The 14,588-nt window shown below is 67.5% G+C and carries 11 protein-coding genes and 1 pseudogene; 5 read left to right on the forward strand and 7 right to left on the reverse strand.

All coding sequences use genetic code 11. The annotated features are described in order from the left end of the window. Positions 1-14: 14 nt before the first annotated feature. Together MSM1_RS03210 and MSM1_RS03215 are read right to left on the reverse strand one after the other, a co-directional pair. A complete protein-coding gene (locus MSM1_RS03210) occupies positions 15-2,477 on the reverse strand; it encodes a PEP-utilizing enzyme (RefSeq protein ID WP_213440147.1) in 2,463 nt (820 codons plus the stop codon). Positions 2,478-2,617: 140 nt separating this feature from the next. Further along, positions 2,618-4,834 carry an MMPL family transporter gene (locus tag MSM1_RS03215; RefSeq protein ID WP_213440148.1) on the reverse strand — a complete coding sequence of 739 codons (2,217 nt, stop codon included), beginning with the start codon at positions 4,832-4,834 and terminating at the stop codon, positions 2,618-2,620. Positions 4,835-5,134: 300 nt separating this feature from the next. Here MSM1_RS03215 and MSM1_RS03220 point away from each other — a divergent pair, with 300 nt between their 5' ends. Together MSM1_RS03220 and MSM1_RS03225 are read left to right on the forward strand one after the other, a co-directional pair. Then, complete coding sequence (locus MSM1_RS03220; RefSeq protein WP_213440149.1) at positions 5,135-5,398, forward strand: DUF2630 family protein; 264 nt, start codon at positions 5,135-5,137, stop codon at positions 5,396-5,398. 14 nt (positions 5,399-5,412) lie between these two features. Next, positions 5,413-6,990: an NAD(P)/FAD-dependent oxidoreductase gene (locus MSM1_RS03225; protein ID WP_213440150.1), complete on the forward strand. Its 1,578-nt coding sequence runs from the start codon at positions 5,413-5,415 to the stop codon at positions 6,988-6,990. A 36-nt stretch (positions 6,991-7,026) separates the two neighbouring features. Here the strand turns inward: MSM1_RS03225 and MSM1_RS03230 are convergent, their stop codons facing one another. The 4 genes and pseudogenes from MSM1_RS03230 to MSM1_RS22855 form a co-directional block, all read right to left on the reverse strand. Then, positions 7,027-8,328, reverse strand: coding sequence for a citrate synthase (locus MSM1_RS03230; protein ID WP_213440151.1), 1,302 nt, complete (start codon positions 8,326-8,328; stop codon positions 7,027-7,029). 339 nt (positions 8,329-8,667) lie between these two features. Beyond that, the gene (gene pdxH / locus MSM1_RS03235) at positions 8,668-9,291 is read right to left on the reverse strand and encodes a pyridoxamine 5'-phosphate oxidase (protein ID WP_213441345.1); all 624 of its coding nucleotides are present in this window, start codon (positions 9,289-9,291) and stop codon (positions 8,668-8,670) included. A gap of 46 nt (positions 9,292-9,337) precedes the next feature. After that, positions 9,338-9,493 (reverse strand): hypothetical protein, encoded by a 156-nt coding sequence (locus tag MSM1_RS03240; protein WP_213440152.1) that lies wholly within the window; start codon positions 9,491-9,493, stop codon positions 9,338-9,340. Between the two features lie 43 nt (positions 9,494-9,536). After that, a pseudogene (locus MSM1_RS22855) lies at positions 9,537-9,977 on the reverse strand (transposase); the annotation flags it as partial. A 273-nt stretch (positions 9,978-10,250) separates the two neighbouring features. Between MSM1_RS22855 and MSM1_RS03250 the strand changes: the two are divergent. The 3 genes from MSM1_RS03250 to MSM1_RS03260 all read left to right on the forward strand — a co-directional run bounded on the left by MSM1_RS03250 (position 10,251) and on the right by MSM1_RS03260 (position 12,684). Continuing rightward, positions 10,251-10,874: a transposase gene (locus MSM1_RS03250; RefSeq protein ID WP_282100821.1), complete on the forward strand. Its 624-nt coding sequence runs from the start codon at positions 10,251-10,253 to the stop codon at positions 10,872-10,874. 123 nt (positions 10,875-10,997) lie between these two features. Beyond that, positions 10,998-12,116, forward strand: a complete 1,119-nt coding sequence (locus MSM1_RS03255) for a citrate synthase 2 (RefSeq protein ID WP_213440154.1) — start codon at positions 10,998-11,000, stop codon at positions 12,114-12,116. A 118-nt stretch (positions 12,117-12,234) separates the two neighbouring features. After that, the gene (locus tag MSM1_RS03260; protein WP_213440155.1) at positions 12,235-12,684 is read left to right on the forward strand and encodes a VOC family protein; all 450 of its coding nucleotides are present in this window, start codon (positions 12,235-12,237) and stop codon (positions 12,682-12,684) included. A gap of 176 nt (positions 12,685-12,860) precedes the next feature. Here the strand turns inward: MSM1_RS03260 and MSM1_RS03265 are convergent, their stop codons facing one another. Further along, the gene (locus MSM1_RS03265; RefSeq protein WP_213440156.1) at positions 12,861-14,552 is read right to left on the reverse strand and encodes an FAD-dependent oxidoreductase; all 1,692 of its coding nucleotides are present in this window, start codon (positions 14,550-14,552) and stop codon (positions 12,861-12,863) included. Positions 14,553-14,588: the final 36 nt, after the last annotated feature.

The raw sequence follows: 14,588 nt of genomic DNA on the forward strand, positions 1-14,588 counted from the left end.
ATGCCCGCGCCGTGCTACGTAATCCGGGTGACCCGTCCAGTTGAGCCATCGACCTCGACCAACTGCCCGGTGCGCAGCACCCGGCTAGCGGCAGTCGATCCCACCACGCAGGGAATCCCGAATTCCCGCGCCACTACCGCCGCGTGCGACATCTCAGCTCCGGTGTCGACGACCACCGCCGCGGCATAGCTGAAAAACGGTGTCCAGCCGGTGTCGGTGGACTCGGCCACCAACACCTCGCCCGGCTGCAGATCGTCGATCGAATTCGCCGTCAGCACCCTTGCGCGTCCCTGGGCCAAGCCCGCCGAGACCGGGATTCCGGTCAATGACTCTCCGGGCTTTAATTCCACGGTTGTGTCGCAGCGGGGTTGCCAGCGCTGCACAAAATACGCCGGTGGCCGCGACTGCTCGAGCCGCATCCGCTCGGCTTTGCGTCGCGAAATGCGGGCCCGGATATCGGCCGGGGGGTGGATGAGCTCGTCGCGGATCAGATAGCAGACATCGCCGGGCTGCTCGATGATGCCGCGGGCGACCAGCCGTGAGCCAAGCTCGCGCGCGATCAGCCGGTAATTGTGCGTATATCGCATGGCCGCGTCTCGCGCCCGCTCCCGGGACTGCTGGAACGCGGTGCCCAAGGGTGCCAAAATGCGCATTCTCGGGCCCATCGACGGCGTCGGTGTCGCGGGCCGCTCGCGCAGGCCGGCGAGTTTCGCGGCGATATCGAGCAACCGCGTTGGTGTGTCAGCGAACACCGGGCTTGATAGCTCGGTTTCGTAGGGTCCGCGGTGGCCCCACTCGGCGATAACGGCGTCCACTCGCGCGGCGAACTCCGGATGGTTGACGCGCAGTAACCGTAACGCCTGGGCGGCATCGGTTTCCCGCAGGATCGTGGCGATCGACGCGTCGGCGCGGGCACGTTTGCCCAACTCGTGCGCGCCGCGCATCAGCCCGGCGCTGGCCAAATTGTCGGCACCACCCCTTAACCGGAAGGCGAAACGCTTGCCGCCTAGCCGCCCGATAAGTGCCATGACCGGAACAACTCCCGCTGACCCGAGCGCGGCCACCGCCCATGAGTTGGCTACTGCGTCACGGACACAACGTAATTGGCTATATAGCTCGACGTCGGTGCAGGACGAGTAGTACGCGCCGTCGCGCTGCCGCTGGCGTGCCTCACGCTCGATCCGGCGGGTTTCCCGGCCAGCCGCTGCCAGGAGAACGCCGATTTTCGGCAGCCGGCGGGCGATATCCCATGCGCTGATCTTGGGGGGCGCGCCAACGTCGATGCCGGAGGCGGTCCCGAACAGTATGCCTCGCCAGGCCGCAGGATCGGCCCCGGGAAGCATTGCGCTGAGAACGCGTGACACCGTGAGGTTGACGTAGATGCTGTGCCCGAAACAGCCGACATGCTCCTCGGTCATCGCCCGGCGGATGGCCCCCGTCAGTTGCATGATTTGGGCGGCCAGGATTCCGGTGGCGCGCATCGCCTCCATCGCCAGCTCCAGCGATAGCGGGGTCATCGGCCCTGGGAATGCTTCGGCGACATTGGCGCAGGTGAATTCCGGCCACTGCGGGTCTACGGTGGTGTCGAACTCGCCGCCGGCGCCACTGTCGTTGGCGGGGTGGCGGTGTGGCCCGTCATGCCGTGACGGCGATGTCGGCGTCCAAGGCAGCCGCCACGGTAGGGCCACCCTCCTGGTGCCGAGGAAGACATGCTCGCGGTTGGCTAGCCGAAAGTCGGCCACACAGTCCCGGCTGGTCCATACCGGAGCAAAGCCGAGCTCGGCAAGCCGGGTGGTGTCGAGCGGCGGCTGGGTGGCCGCCAAAAGGGGTGCTTTCAACCAGCGCGCCGCGCGGGCCCATCGCGTCGCGTCGAGTTCGATGTAGGGCTTTCCCAAGATGTCAGCCACGTCGCGAAGTTGAAGAGCGTCGGCGTTAGCGACGTCTACTTGACCGGTCCATTCCGGGTGCTCCACCGCGTCGGCGATGAAGCGGGACAGATCGTCGTGATGGATGAACTGCACGGTGTTTCGGTGGCCCTTCACCCCGACAACGATGGGGGCCGCGAAGCGCTGCCGAACCGCGCCGTCCGTATCACGGCCCATAACGTGTGCCGTCCGCGCCAACAGTGCGCTGGCCCTGGCACTCTCGCTGCGCAACAACGAATCCCAGGCGCACCCGCGATCGCCGGTGGGCCTTGAGGCCGGTGCCGATGAGATCACCACGATGCGGGGCACTGCGCCGCGGTCCGCGGCGCCGATCACCGCACGGAGCTCGTCGACCTCGGCGGCGAAGGCGGCGGCGCGGTCACCGGTGCGGCCGGCACCCGCTGCCACGAGTACCACAGCGTCGCACGCACACCGACCACGATGCGGCCCGCTCCAGTGCCGGTCGTGCCACACCTCGTTGCCTCGCCGCGATAACTCATCGACCACGCAGGAGGCCACATCTCCCGCGGTGCCGGTGACCACCACCCGCATGTTGCCCACCTGTGTTCGAGCGTCCGCCGATCCGAAGCGCAACCACCACCAGCCTTTGACACCAGACAATCCACGGTACCTGCCGGCGTGGGGCAGCCAATCCTGGTGAACCCAGCTCCAGGGCGGGCTTTTCGGTGCTTTCAGGCAGGAGCCTTGACGCTGCGGCCCAGCGCCGCCAGCGGCTTGGGAGCCCACCAGTTGGCCCGGCCCAGCACATGCATGAACGCCGGCACTAACAGCATCCGCACCAGCGTGGCGTCCATCAGGACCGCCAGTGTGAGACCGACACCGAACATCCGCATGATCGACACATTCGAAGCGCTGAGCACCGCGAATGAAATCGACATCAGCAGCGCGGCCGCCGTGACCACCCGGCCGACGCGCGCCAAACCCAGAGCGATGCATTCGTCGTTGTCGGCGGACGTTCGCCGGGCCAAGGGTAGCGCCAGCCAGTGTTCCCGGATGCGGGACACCAGGAAAACCTCGTAGTCCATCGACAGGCCAAAGGCAATGCAGAACAACAACACCGGGACATTAGCCACCAACGTTCCGGTCCTGGTGGTACCCAACCCGGCCAGGTGCCCGTCTTGGAATACCCATACCAGCGCGCCAAACGTCGCGGTCAGCGACAGCACATTGAGCACAAGCGCCTTTACCGGAAGGATCACGCTACCGGTCAGCAGGAACAGCAGCACGAACGTGATCGCCGCGATCACCGCCAGCACGGCCGGCAAGCGGCTGCTAATCGCTGCGGCGCTGTCGCGGTTGATCTGCGCCGTCCCTGTCAGCAGCACCCGCCGCCCGGCGGGCCCGGGGATGGCGTGCAGCCGGTCAAGTTGGGCATCGGATGCCGCCGAGAACAACGGCGCCGCGCTAGTGACCGTGACGAACGCGCTGCCGCCCGACATCGCTGTGGGAGCGGATGGCGGTCCCACGCGGGCGCCGTCGACGTAGGTTCCTCCCGGCGCGGACACCGACGCCACGTCGGGCACCCGCGACAGCGCCGTCGCGTAGCCGTCCAGTTGACCGGGGGTGAGACCAGCGGCGTCAGGGATGACCGCGATAACCGCGGCGGCCAGATCGGCGGCAAAATCGCGGCGAAGCTCATCGCCCACCTGGCGGGCCGGCGAGGAGAGGGGCAGCACCCGGTCGTCGGGATAGCCCAGCCGCGCGCCGACAAACGGGGCCCCAAGCACCGTCAGCAACACCAGCACGGGCACCCCGAGAAGAACCGCGTGGCTTACGGCGAACTTCGTCCAGCGATACCAGAAATAGCGTTCCACCGGACGCGGGGCCGGCTCGGCGCGACCCAACAGCCGCCGGGCCGCCCGGCGCAGATCCAAAGCGTCGATTCGGTCGCCCAGGAGCACGATGAGCGCCGGCGTCACCAGTAGGGCGGCGGTAACGGTGAGGGTCACCGTGGCGATGCCGGCGAACGCAAATGATTTGAGGAAGTACATCGGAAAAAGCAGCAGCGCGATGATCGAAAAGCCCACCGTCATCCCCGAGAACAACACGGTGCGCCCGGCGGTGGCCATCGCGGTGATCAGCGCGTCGTCGGAAGCGGCGCCCTCGGCCCGTTCGTCGCGGAATCTGCTGACGATCAGCAGGGTGTAATCGATAGCCAGCGCCAGCCCCATGGCGACGGTGAGGTTCAGCGCGAACGTCGACACCTGCGTCGCGGACGCGATGACCCGCAGCACCGCCACCGCGCCGATCACCGCGGCGATACCCACCGCGATCGGCAGCATGGCTGCCGCCAGGCCGCCGAACACCCAGACCAAAACCAGGAAGCTAAGCGGGATGGCAAAGGTCTCGAAGAGCAGTAGGTCATGCTTGGACTGATGGTTGATTTCCACGTAGGCCATCGCGCCGCCGGCCTGTACGCTGACGCCGCCGTGATCGCCGACAAGGTGTCTGGCCAGAGCCTCCGCGTGCTTCTGGCCCCCGCTTCCCCCGCCCTTGATGCCGGCGATCACCAGACCGGACTTGCCGCTTTTGCTCACCAGCCCGGCCGCGGCGGACGGGGGGACGGTCCAGGGCGAGATCACCTCGCCGACGAAAGGCGAATGCTTCAGCTGCTCGACGATCTCGGTGCCGACCGCGCGAGCGGCGGGACTTCGCGCGCCGTCCTGCGAGGTCACCACGAAGAGCAGCTGCACGTCGCCGCGGCCGAACTTGGCGGACAACAGGTCGGCGGCATGCGCTGACTCAGACGTCGGGTCCTGAAAGCCGCCCGCCGAAAGGCTGCCGGTGACCGGAAGGCCGAGCACCGCGGCACCGGCGGCCACCAGCAGCGCCGTGACCACGATCAGCCGTGGTGCGCGAAGAGCCAGTCGAGCGATACTTTCCAGCACGCTAATCCCCTTCGGTCTAACCTGCACGGTAACGATGCGCGGGTGCGCGTCCGCCTCCGGCAACCCGCCGGGGCTGCCCGACGGCTAACGCTCGGGCAACCGCCGTGCCGGCGACCGCGCGACTACCGGGCGGGGCTGGCACGGCACGGGGCCACGCATCCGCAGACTTTTCTCACGCGTCTCACGCGAGCCTGGCATATCCGGCACTGTGACACCCAGGCTGACCGCGCCGGTGAGCGCGGCTGTTCCCGAGACGGGCTCTTGCCGATACGGGCAAGAGTCATCGGGCACACTGAAGCGGTGAGTGACGAACCGAAACCGACCGACAGCGACACGCTGACACGCATCCGCGACCTGGTGGCCGAGGAGAAGGCGCTGCGGGAGCAGTTGCTGCGCCACGAGATCACCCGTTCCGAGGAGCATGAGCGGCTGCGCCGGGTGGAGATCGAGCTCGACCAGTGCTGGGATTTGCTGCGGCAACGTCGGGCGCTGCGCGAGACCGGCCGGGACCCCAGTTCGGCGACCGTGCGCCCGCCGGGCCAGGTCGAGGACTACGGCGGCTGAGGAGCGGCCCGGGGATGGCAGCCGGCCCGGCACGGGGTTTCGACGCAATTGTCGTGGGCGGTGGGCACAACGGCCTGGTGGCCGCCGGCTATCTGGCCCGGGCGGGCCTGCGGGTGCGACTGTTGGAACGGCTGGACCATGTCGGGGGCGCGGCGGTGTCGGTGCGGGCGTTCGAGGGTGTCGACGCCCTGTTGTCGCGCTACGCCTATCTCGTCAGCCTGTTGCCGCAACGCATCATCGACGACCTGGGCGCTCCCGTGCGGTTAGCCCGGCGGGGCTATTCGTCATATACCCCCGACCCGGCCACCGGCGGCAAGACGGGCCTACTGATCGGACCGCCGGCGATGGGAACGTTCGAGGCGATCGGCGCCGCCGCCGACAAGCCCGCGTTTGCCGAGTTCTATCGGCGCTGTCGGCTGGTGACCGAGCGGCTGTGGCCGACGCTGACCGAGCCGCTGCGCACCCGGCACGAGGCCCGCCGGCATGTCCTCGGGAACGCCGACCCCGGGGCCGCGGCCGCGTGGCACGCCATGACCGAGCAGCCGATCGGGCATGCCATCGCCAATGCAGTGGGCCATGATCTGGTCGGCGGCGTGATCGCCACCGACGCGCTGATCGGCACCTTCGCCCGCCTTGAGGACCAGTCATTGCAGCAGAACATCTGCTTTCTGTATCACCTGCTCGGCGCCGGCACCGGAAGATGGGATGTCCCGATCGGCGGGATGGGTTCGGTGACGACGGCCCTGGCGGCCGCGGCCATCGGCTACGGCGCCGAGATCATCACTGGCGCGGATGTTTACGCAGTGAGCCCCGACGGCGAGGTGCGCTACCGCCACGGCGGCCAAGAGCACCTGGTCCATGGCCGATTCGTCTTGGCCGGTGTCACCCCAGTGGTGCTGGCGCGTTTGCTGGGCGACCCCCCGCCACCGCTGGCCCAGGGGTCGCAGGTCAAGGTGAACATGCTGCTGCGGCGGCTGCCCCGGTTGCGCGACAACCGGGTGGCGCCGCAGCAGGCATTCGGGGGGACATTCCACGTCAACGAGGCCTGGAGCCAGCTGCAAACCGCGTACTCGCGGGCCGCCGCCGGATGCCTGCCGGATCCGCTGCCGTGCGAGGCCTACTGCCATTCAGTGACCGACCCGAGCATCCTGTCGCCCCGACTGCGTGACCTTGGCGCTCAGGCGCTGACCGTATTCGGCCTGCACACACCGCATTCGGTGTTTAGCCACAGCGACCCCGGCTCGTTGCGCCAGCAGCTCACCGAGTCGGTGCTGGCCTCGCTGAACTCCGTTTTGGCCGAGCCGATTCAGAATGTGTTGATGGCCGATGCGCATGGTCAGCCCTGTGTCGAGACGACGACCACCGTGGATTTGGATCGCACGCTGATGATGAGCAATGGCAACATCTTTCACGGCGCATTGTCCTGGCCGTTCGCCGACGACGACGAGCCGCTGGATACCCCGGCGCGGCGATGGGGGGTGGCCACCGGCCACGAGCGGATCCTGTTGTGCGGCTCCGCGGCCCGCCGCGGCGGAGCGGTCTCCGGTATCGGCGGTCACAACGCCGCGATGGCGGTGCTCGCGTCGCGTTGACGCGGTGCCCGCGCGTAGACCGCCCGCCGGCTTCGACTACCGCGCGTCAATGGTGATGTAGTCGCGCTTGCGGTGCCCGACGTAGATCTGGCGCGGACGGCCGATCTTGCTGTCACCCTCGTCGTGCATCTCGCGCCAGTGCGCGATCCAGCCCGGCAGTCGGCCCAACGCGAACAACACGGTGAACATGCGGGTAGGAAACCCAAGAGCCCGGTAGATCAGCCCGGTGTAGAAGTCGACGTTTGGGTAGAGCTTGCGCTCGATGAAGTAGTCGTCAGACAGCGCCGCTTCCTCCAGAGCCTTGGCGATCTGCAGCAGGTCGTCATCGCCGCCCACCTTGGCGAGGATCTTGTCGGCCTGCTCCTTGACGATCCGCGCCCGCGGATCGTAGTTCTTGTAGACGCGGTGGCCGAAGCCCATCAGCTTGACACCGGCCTCGCGATTCTTCACCTTGCGGACGAATTCGCCGACGTTGCCGCCACTTTCGCGGATCTGCTCGAGCATCTCGAGCACCGCCTGGTTGGCGCCGCCGTGCAGCGGTCCCCACAGCGCGTTGATTCCGCCCGAGATGGATGTGAACAGGTTAGCCCGCGACGACCCGACGAGCCGCACCGTGGAGGTCGAGCAGTTCTGCTCATGGTCGGCGTGCAGGATGAACAGCATGTCAAGCGCCCGGGCGACTTCGGGGTCCACCTCATAGGGCTCGGCCGGCAGCCCGAACGTCATCCGCAGGAAGTTTTCCACCAGTGTCAGGGTGTTGTCCGGGTAGAGGAACGGCTGGCCGACCGACTTCTTGTAGGCGTAGGCGGCGATCGTGGGCAGCTTGGCCAACAACCGGATCGTGGACAGCTCGACCTGACCGTTATCCATCGGGTCCAAGGAGTCCGGGTAGTACGCCGACAATGCGTTGACCACGCTGGACAGCACCGGCATCGGATGCGCATTGCGGGGAAAGCCGTCGAAGAAGCGTTTGAGGTCCTCGTGCAGCATGGTGTGGCGCTGGATTTGGCGGGTGAAAGCCGCCAGCTGCTCCATGCTCGGCAACTCGCCGTAGATCAGCAGGTAGCTGACTTCGATGAAGGTTGATTTCTCGGCGAGCTGCTCAATCGGATAGCCGCGGTAGCGCAGGATACCGGCGTCGCCGTCAATGTAGGTGATCGCACTTTTGGTCGAGGCGGTATTGACGTAGCCGAGGTCGAAGGTGGTGTATCCGGTCGTTGCCAGCAGCGAGCCCAGCGCAATGCCGTCGGCTCCCTCAGTGGCGTGGACAATCGGCAAGTCCACCTCGCCTCCCGGGTACCGGAGGGTGGCGGTGTCGGTGTCGTCGGTAGCGGCCACAACAACCCCTTTGCGCTCGTCTCACTGCTGACAACGCTGGCCTTGCCAGGTTTTACTAGGTTTTACAGGTGCGTTTTACTAGGTGCGCACCGTCGAAGGTAGTCGCTGTCGCGGCAGCGCGCCCGCCCGGGGCGGCGATAGCGCCGTCTGAGCTGCACCACCGACGATCCCCAGCCCGACCGGGTAAGGCCCGTTCACGGCGCGCATCGTCGCCACGCCCGGCTCAATCGCGCAGCTCCTCCTCGCGCCGCTTCACGGCGCGCATCGTCGCCACGCCCGGCTCAATCGCGCAGCTCCTCCTCGCGCCGCTTCACGGCGCGCATCGTCGCCACGCCCGGCTCAGGGCTGGAGCCGCTCGACACGATCGCCGATGACCCGAATCCGGTTGTGCAGCCGGTTTTCCCGGCCCTGCCAAAATTCGACCACGTCGGGCGCGATGAGATAACCGCCCCAATCCGGTGGCACCGGGATGTGCTCTTCGCGCGCGAAGCGTGCGGTCACCTCAGCCAACTGATCGAGCAGCGCCTCGCGCGACGCGATGGGCTGGGACTGGTGTGACGCCCAGGCGCCCAGCTGGGAGCCACGCGGCCGCTTGGACCAGTACTCCTCGGTGGCCCGCCGGCTGACCTTACTGACCCGCCCGCGGATGTGGAATTGACGGCCCAGCCGGTACCAGGGAAACGTCGCCGCAGCATACGGCGTCGCCGCCAGCTCGGCGGCCTTCGCCGATTCATAGCTAGTGAAGAAGGTGATGCCGCTCTCGTCCGCGTCTTTGCACAGCACCGATCGGGTAACCGGCCGACCCGACGCCACGGTAGCCAGCACCATGGCGTTGGGCTCGGCGATTCCGGCGCGTTCGGCGTCATCGATCCACCGGCGGAACAACGCGAGCCAGCCGTCCTCGAGCCAATTAACGTCGAGATCGCCGCAGCCGTCTTTTTCCGGCCCATATTCCACCCGCATTGCCGCTAGCCGCTCCCTCTCCGGACCCGCCACCAGCCCAACGCTACTAAAGCGTGCCGAACAACTGGCTGCGATCGAGGCGTGTGAGCAGTAAAGCGATTTGGCTGAGGTAGAGGAAGCCTTCGTGGGCGGCCAGCGTGGTTTCGTAGTGGCGGTCGAGGCGGCGGCAGTGGTTGATCCAGCCGTCGGTGCGTTCGACCATCCAGCGGGCGGGGTTGGTCGATGAACCCGTGACCGGGTTTGGGCCCGGACACCACATCCACCCTGGCGCCGGGCCCGGCGGCGGCACGGGTCACCGACTGGCCGGTGTGGCCCTTGTCCACCCACACGTGGCTGATGGTCGGCGCGACCCGCTTGGCCTTACCCAGCAGCGTGGGGAATGCTGCCCGGTCCTGCACGTCGGCTGCGGTGACGATAGCGGCGACCAGCACAGCGTTGGTGTCGACGAGGACATGGCGTTTGACACCGTCGACCTTCTTGGCGCCGTCGAGCCCGCGTGGCCCGGCCACCGGGAACGCTTTGAGGCTGGAGGAATCACCGACGGCTGCGCTGCGTCGTCGGCGCCGCCCCGATCGGGCGCGGACCTCGCCGCCGACCGTGGTGGGGATTCGCGCCACCGCTGCGGTGGGCGGGGCCGAGCGCCCTTGGGGCGTGTGGGCACCAGGAAGCCGGCGATGCGCGCCCACGCGGTATCGGACAGATCCGAGCGGTACCAGCGCCGCGAGCCAGGTTTGGGGTCACATGAGCGCACATCGCCATCAGGAGTACCGACACGCTTGCGCCGTGTTGTCGGTGTCGTGTGAGACGCTGGTCGGCGATGGCGCGGTCCGAAGACGCCGGCCGGGTCCTCGCCGTCGATGCTCACGGCGGGGTCGAGGTGGTGGTGACCGGCTTGTGCTGGCGGGACGCGGTGTGCCAGCAAGTATTCGAGGAAGCCGCCGTCGATTTGGGCAAGGGCCTTGGCCAGCGGGCTCAAACAGCAACGACGCTTGTCGAAGTCGTTGTCACGCAAGAAGAAAGGATCACGCAACCGCAAGGATGCCGCCGCCCGGTTGGGCCGGCGTCACCACCGTGTGGCCAATGTGCGCCGCCATGTCCTGCACCACCTACCCGGCGGGCTGGTCAAGACCCACGACCGGATCGTCATCGAAAACCTGAACGTGACAGGAATGCTGGCCAACCACCGGCTGGCCCGCGCGATCTGCGATGCCGGCTGGTCAGAGTTCGCTCGAATGCCGCGCTACCAGCAGGCCTGGCGCGGCGGGCGGCTCGTCGAGGCCGACCGCTGGCATCCCTCGACCCGGCTGTGCCCGTTGACGCGGGGCGGTCAAACACCGAGCTGGCCCTGGCCGATCGGGTGTTCAGCTGTGGGTGCGGGCATACCGCCGACCCAGACACCAACGCGGCGACGAATCTGGCCCGCCGGGGCCGCACCCATCACCCGAACCGATCCCCGGGCCCCCAAGCAGGAGGCCGGGCCACCACTGCCCGCCGACGGGACGGCGCTGGCCAACACCCACGTGTTGGTGAAAACCAGCCCGGATGACGCGGGAACCGACCTTCACACCGCGCCCGCGGCCTGAACCCAGGAACGCCCGAGAATGGCGGCGCCGAACCTCAACCCAGTTGTTCGACACGCTTTAGCGGCCGCTATCCTCGACCGGACCGGTAGCGATGGTCGAAGAGCGGGGTGCGAGAATCCCCGTATGACGGTTGTCCCTGAGAATTTTGTCGCCGGCCTGGACGGGGTGGTGGCTTTCACCACCGAGATCGCTGAGCCGGATAAGGACGGCGGCGCGCTGCGCTACCGCGGCGTCGACATCGAGGATTTGGTGAGCCGACAGGTCACCTTCGGCGATGTGTGGGCGTTGCTGGTGGATGGCAAATTCGGTCGCGGGCTGCCCCCGGCCGAGCCGTTCCCGCTGCCGATCCACAGCGGCGACGTGCGCGTCGACGTCCAGGCCGGGCTGGCGATGCTGGCACCCATCTGGGGATATCAGCCGCTGCTTGACGTCGATGACGCCACCGCCCGCGAGCAGCTAGCCCGGGCATCGGTGATGGCGCTGTCGTATGTCGCGCAGTCAGCGCGCGGCATCTACCAACCGGCGGTTCCACAACGGATCATCGACGAGTGCCCAACTGTCACAGCACGTTTCATGACACGCTGGCAGGGGGAGCCCGACCCACGCCATATCGAGGCCGTCGACGCGTATTGGGTGTCGGCCGCTGAGCACGGGATGAGCGCCTCCACGTTCACCGCACGGGTGATCGCCTCGACGGGTGCGGACGTGGCAGCGGCGTTGTCCGGAGCGATCGGCGCGATGAGCGGCCCGCTGCACGGGGGTGCACCGGCCCGGGTGCTGCCCATGCTGGAGGAAGTTGAACGGACCGGTGACGCCCGCGGCCTGATCAAGAGAATTCTGGACCGCGGAGAAAAGCTGATGGGGTTCGGGCATCGGGTCTACCGTGCCGAGGACCCCAGGGCGCGGGTATTGCGGGCAACCGCTAAACGGTTGGGTGCGCCGCGCTATGAAGTGGCGCTGGCCGTGGAACAGGCGGCGCTCTCCGAGTTGCGGGAGCGGCGTCCCGACCGGGCGATTGAAACCAACGTCGAGTTCTGGGCGGCCGTGGTGCTGGACTTCGCCCGGGTGCCGGCCAAGATGATGCCCGCGATGTTCACCTGTGGCCGCACCGCCGGATGGTGCGCTCATATCCTTGAACAGAAAAGGCTGGGCAAACTGGTGCGCCCGTCGGCGATCTATGTGGGCCCGGGCCCCCGCAGCCTGGAGTCCGTCGAGGGCTGGAACGAGGTTCGCATGCCCTGAGGCTCGGTTGTCGGTGCCCCTTGGTTGGCTAGGCCACGCCGCGATAACAGTTCATCGCGGGCGGGGTCAATACCCGTAGGCCCGCCAGGGCCACCACGCCCACACCCAGGAGGCCATTATGGCGATCCATGTTGAACCCGCCCTGTCCCCGCACCTCGTCGTCGACGACGCCGCCGCGGCGATCGACTTCTACGTCAAAGCATTCGACGCCGTCGAGCTGGGGCGCGTGCCCCGCCCCGACGGCAAGCTGATCCACGCCGCGCTGCGCGTCAACGGTTTCACGGTGATGCTCAACGACGATTTCCCGGAAGTGTGTGGCGGCAAATCGATGACGCCGAAATCACTGGGCGGCACCCCAGTCACCATCCACCTTACGGTCACCGACGTCGACGCGAAGTTCCAGCGCGCACTTGACGCCGGCGCCACCGTGGTAGCGCCGTTACAGGATCAGTTCTGGGGCGATCGCTACGGTGTGCTGGAAGATCCGTTCGGCCACCGCTGGTCGCTGGGACAGCCGGTACGCGAGGTCAGCATGGACGAGATCGCCGCGGCGATGGCCGGGTCTTAACCCCACGATGGCGATGGTCACATCGGCTACATGCGTCGCCGGACAGAAGATGCGCTATATGCCCGTCTCCGAGCGATTTCACGGCGGACTCGCTCGGAGACGGGCATAGCGCATTCCCGTCTGAGTGGGGCTCGTGTGCCAGATGTGGCTAAGCTAGGCTCGTGTGCCAGATGGGGCTAAGCTAATTGGCGCAGCCTGTCGGCCAGCCGGCGCCGCAGCGGCGGCGCCGGCGCGGTCGCCGCGGCCGCCAGCATGTCGGCGACATCGGTGAACTTGTTGCGGGGGCGCCCCGCGAGGTTGCCCCGCGCGATCTCGGCGGAATCGATGGCGTGCCATCCCGCGGCGTCCACGACGTCCGGCTGCCGTTCCCGGACCAGTTTGGCTAGTGCGCCCGGCCCGGCCACCGGATCAGACAACAGGCCATCGTTGAAGTCGGCCACCAGGGCCTGCACGGTTTGCAGCGAGCAGGACTTGTTGGTGCCGATAAATCCGGTTGGCCCCCGTTTGATCCAGCCCGCCACGTAGGCACCGCGCACCGGTCGGCCAGAGCCAGGGTCGATCACACGACCACCGTCGTTGGGAACTACGCCACCGGCCTCGTCGAACGGCAGATCGCGAATCGGCTTGCCGCGGTATCCGATCGACGTCAGAACCAGGCCTGCGTCTAGCCAGTGCACCCGGTCGGTGCCGGTGACGGTGAACTCTATGCCGCTGGCATGCTGCTCACCGAGGACACGCCTGGGCGTGAGCTGGTAGGCCAGCCGGATTCGCGGCCTAAGCGCCGGAGCCGAGCCGTCAGAAAGTTTGCTGAGGATCTGCAGCTTGGCTCTGGTCAACGGGTCGGACACCATGGTCAGATCGCGCAGCACCAGCTTGCGGTCGGGGGCGTCGATCACGACATCGGCGGCGCTCGTCAGCCCGATCAACTCCGGCAGCGTGAACGCCGAGTGCGCTGGGCCGCGCCGCGCCGCAATCACCACCTCGCGGATTCCCGAGGCGCGCAACGCTTCCAGCGCATGGTCGGCGATGTCGGTGCGTGCCAGCTCACCCGGGTCGGCGGTGAGCACCCGGGCCACATCGAGGGCAACGTTGCCGTTGCCGATGACGACGGCGCGTTCGTGGCTGAAATCGACTGGCAGGCTGGTGAACTCGGGATGGCCGTTGATCCAGGCGACCAATTCGGTGGCGCTGCCGGTGCCGGGCAAGCCCATCCCGTCGATGGTTAGCCGCCGGTCATGGGGCGCGCCGACGGCATACAGCACGGCGTGATGGTGGGCCAGCAGATCGGCGTGGCTCAGGTGCTTGCCGACCTCGACGTTGAGGAAAAAGCGAAAGCCACGCAGGCCGGCGATCCGGTCGAAAAGCCGGGTGAGCCGCTTGGTGTTCTGGTGATCGGGCGCCACCCCGGCCCGCAGCAGCCCGTAGGGCGTGGGCAGCTTTTCAAAGACATTCACCCGCACACCGTGCTGGGTGAGCAACTCGTCGGCGGCGTACATCGCCGCGGGCCCGGAGCCCACGATCGCCACGGTCAGCGGCCGGCGGCCGGTGCGCACCTCGGCGGCCGGCATCACCGGCGCCAGTTTCGATGTCGGCGGTAATTTCACGCCGGCCGGACGCGGCGGATAAAACGACGCGTTGAGCGCCACGAACGGCCACTGTTCGGGCTGCAGGCGGGTGTCGGGGACGATTGCGCCCACCGGGCAGGCGCTTACGCAGGCGCCGCAGTCCACGCAGGCAACCGGGTCGATGTAGAGCATCTCGGCGGTGGCGAACCCCGGCTCGTCGGGGGTCGGGTGAATGCAGTTCACCGGACAGGCGAAGACACAGGATCCGTCGTTGCAGCACGACTGGGTAATAACGTGCGGCATGGACCGGCGTGTCTCCTAGCTTCCGTAGCGCGTCCG

This window comes from Mycobacterium sp. SM1 (assembly GCF_018361265.1).
GTDB lineage: Bacteria > Actinomycetota > Actinomycetes > Mycobacteriales > Mycobacteriaceae > Mycobacterium.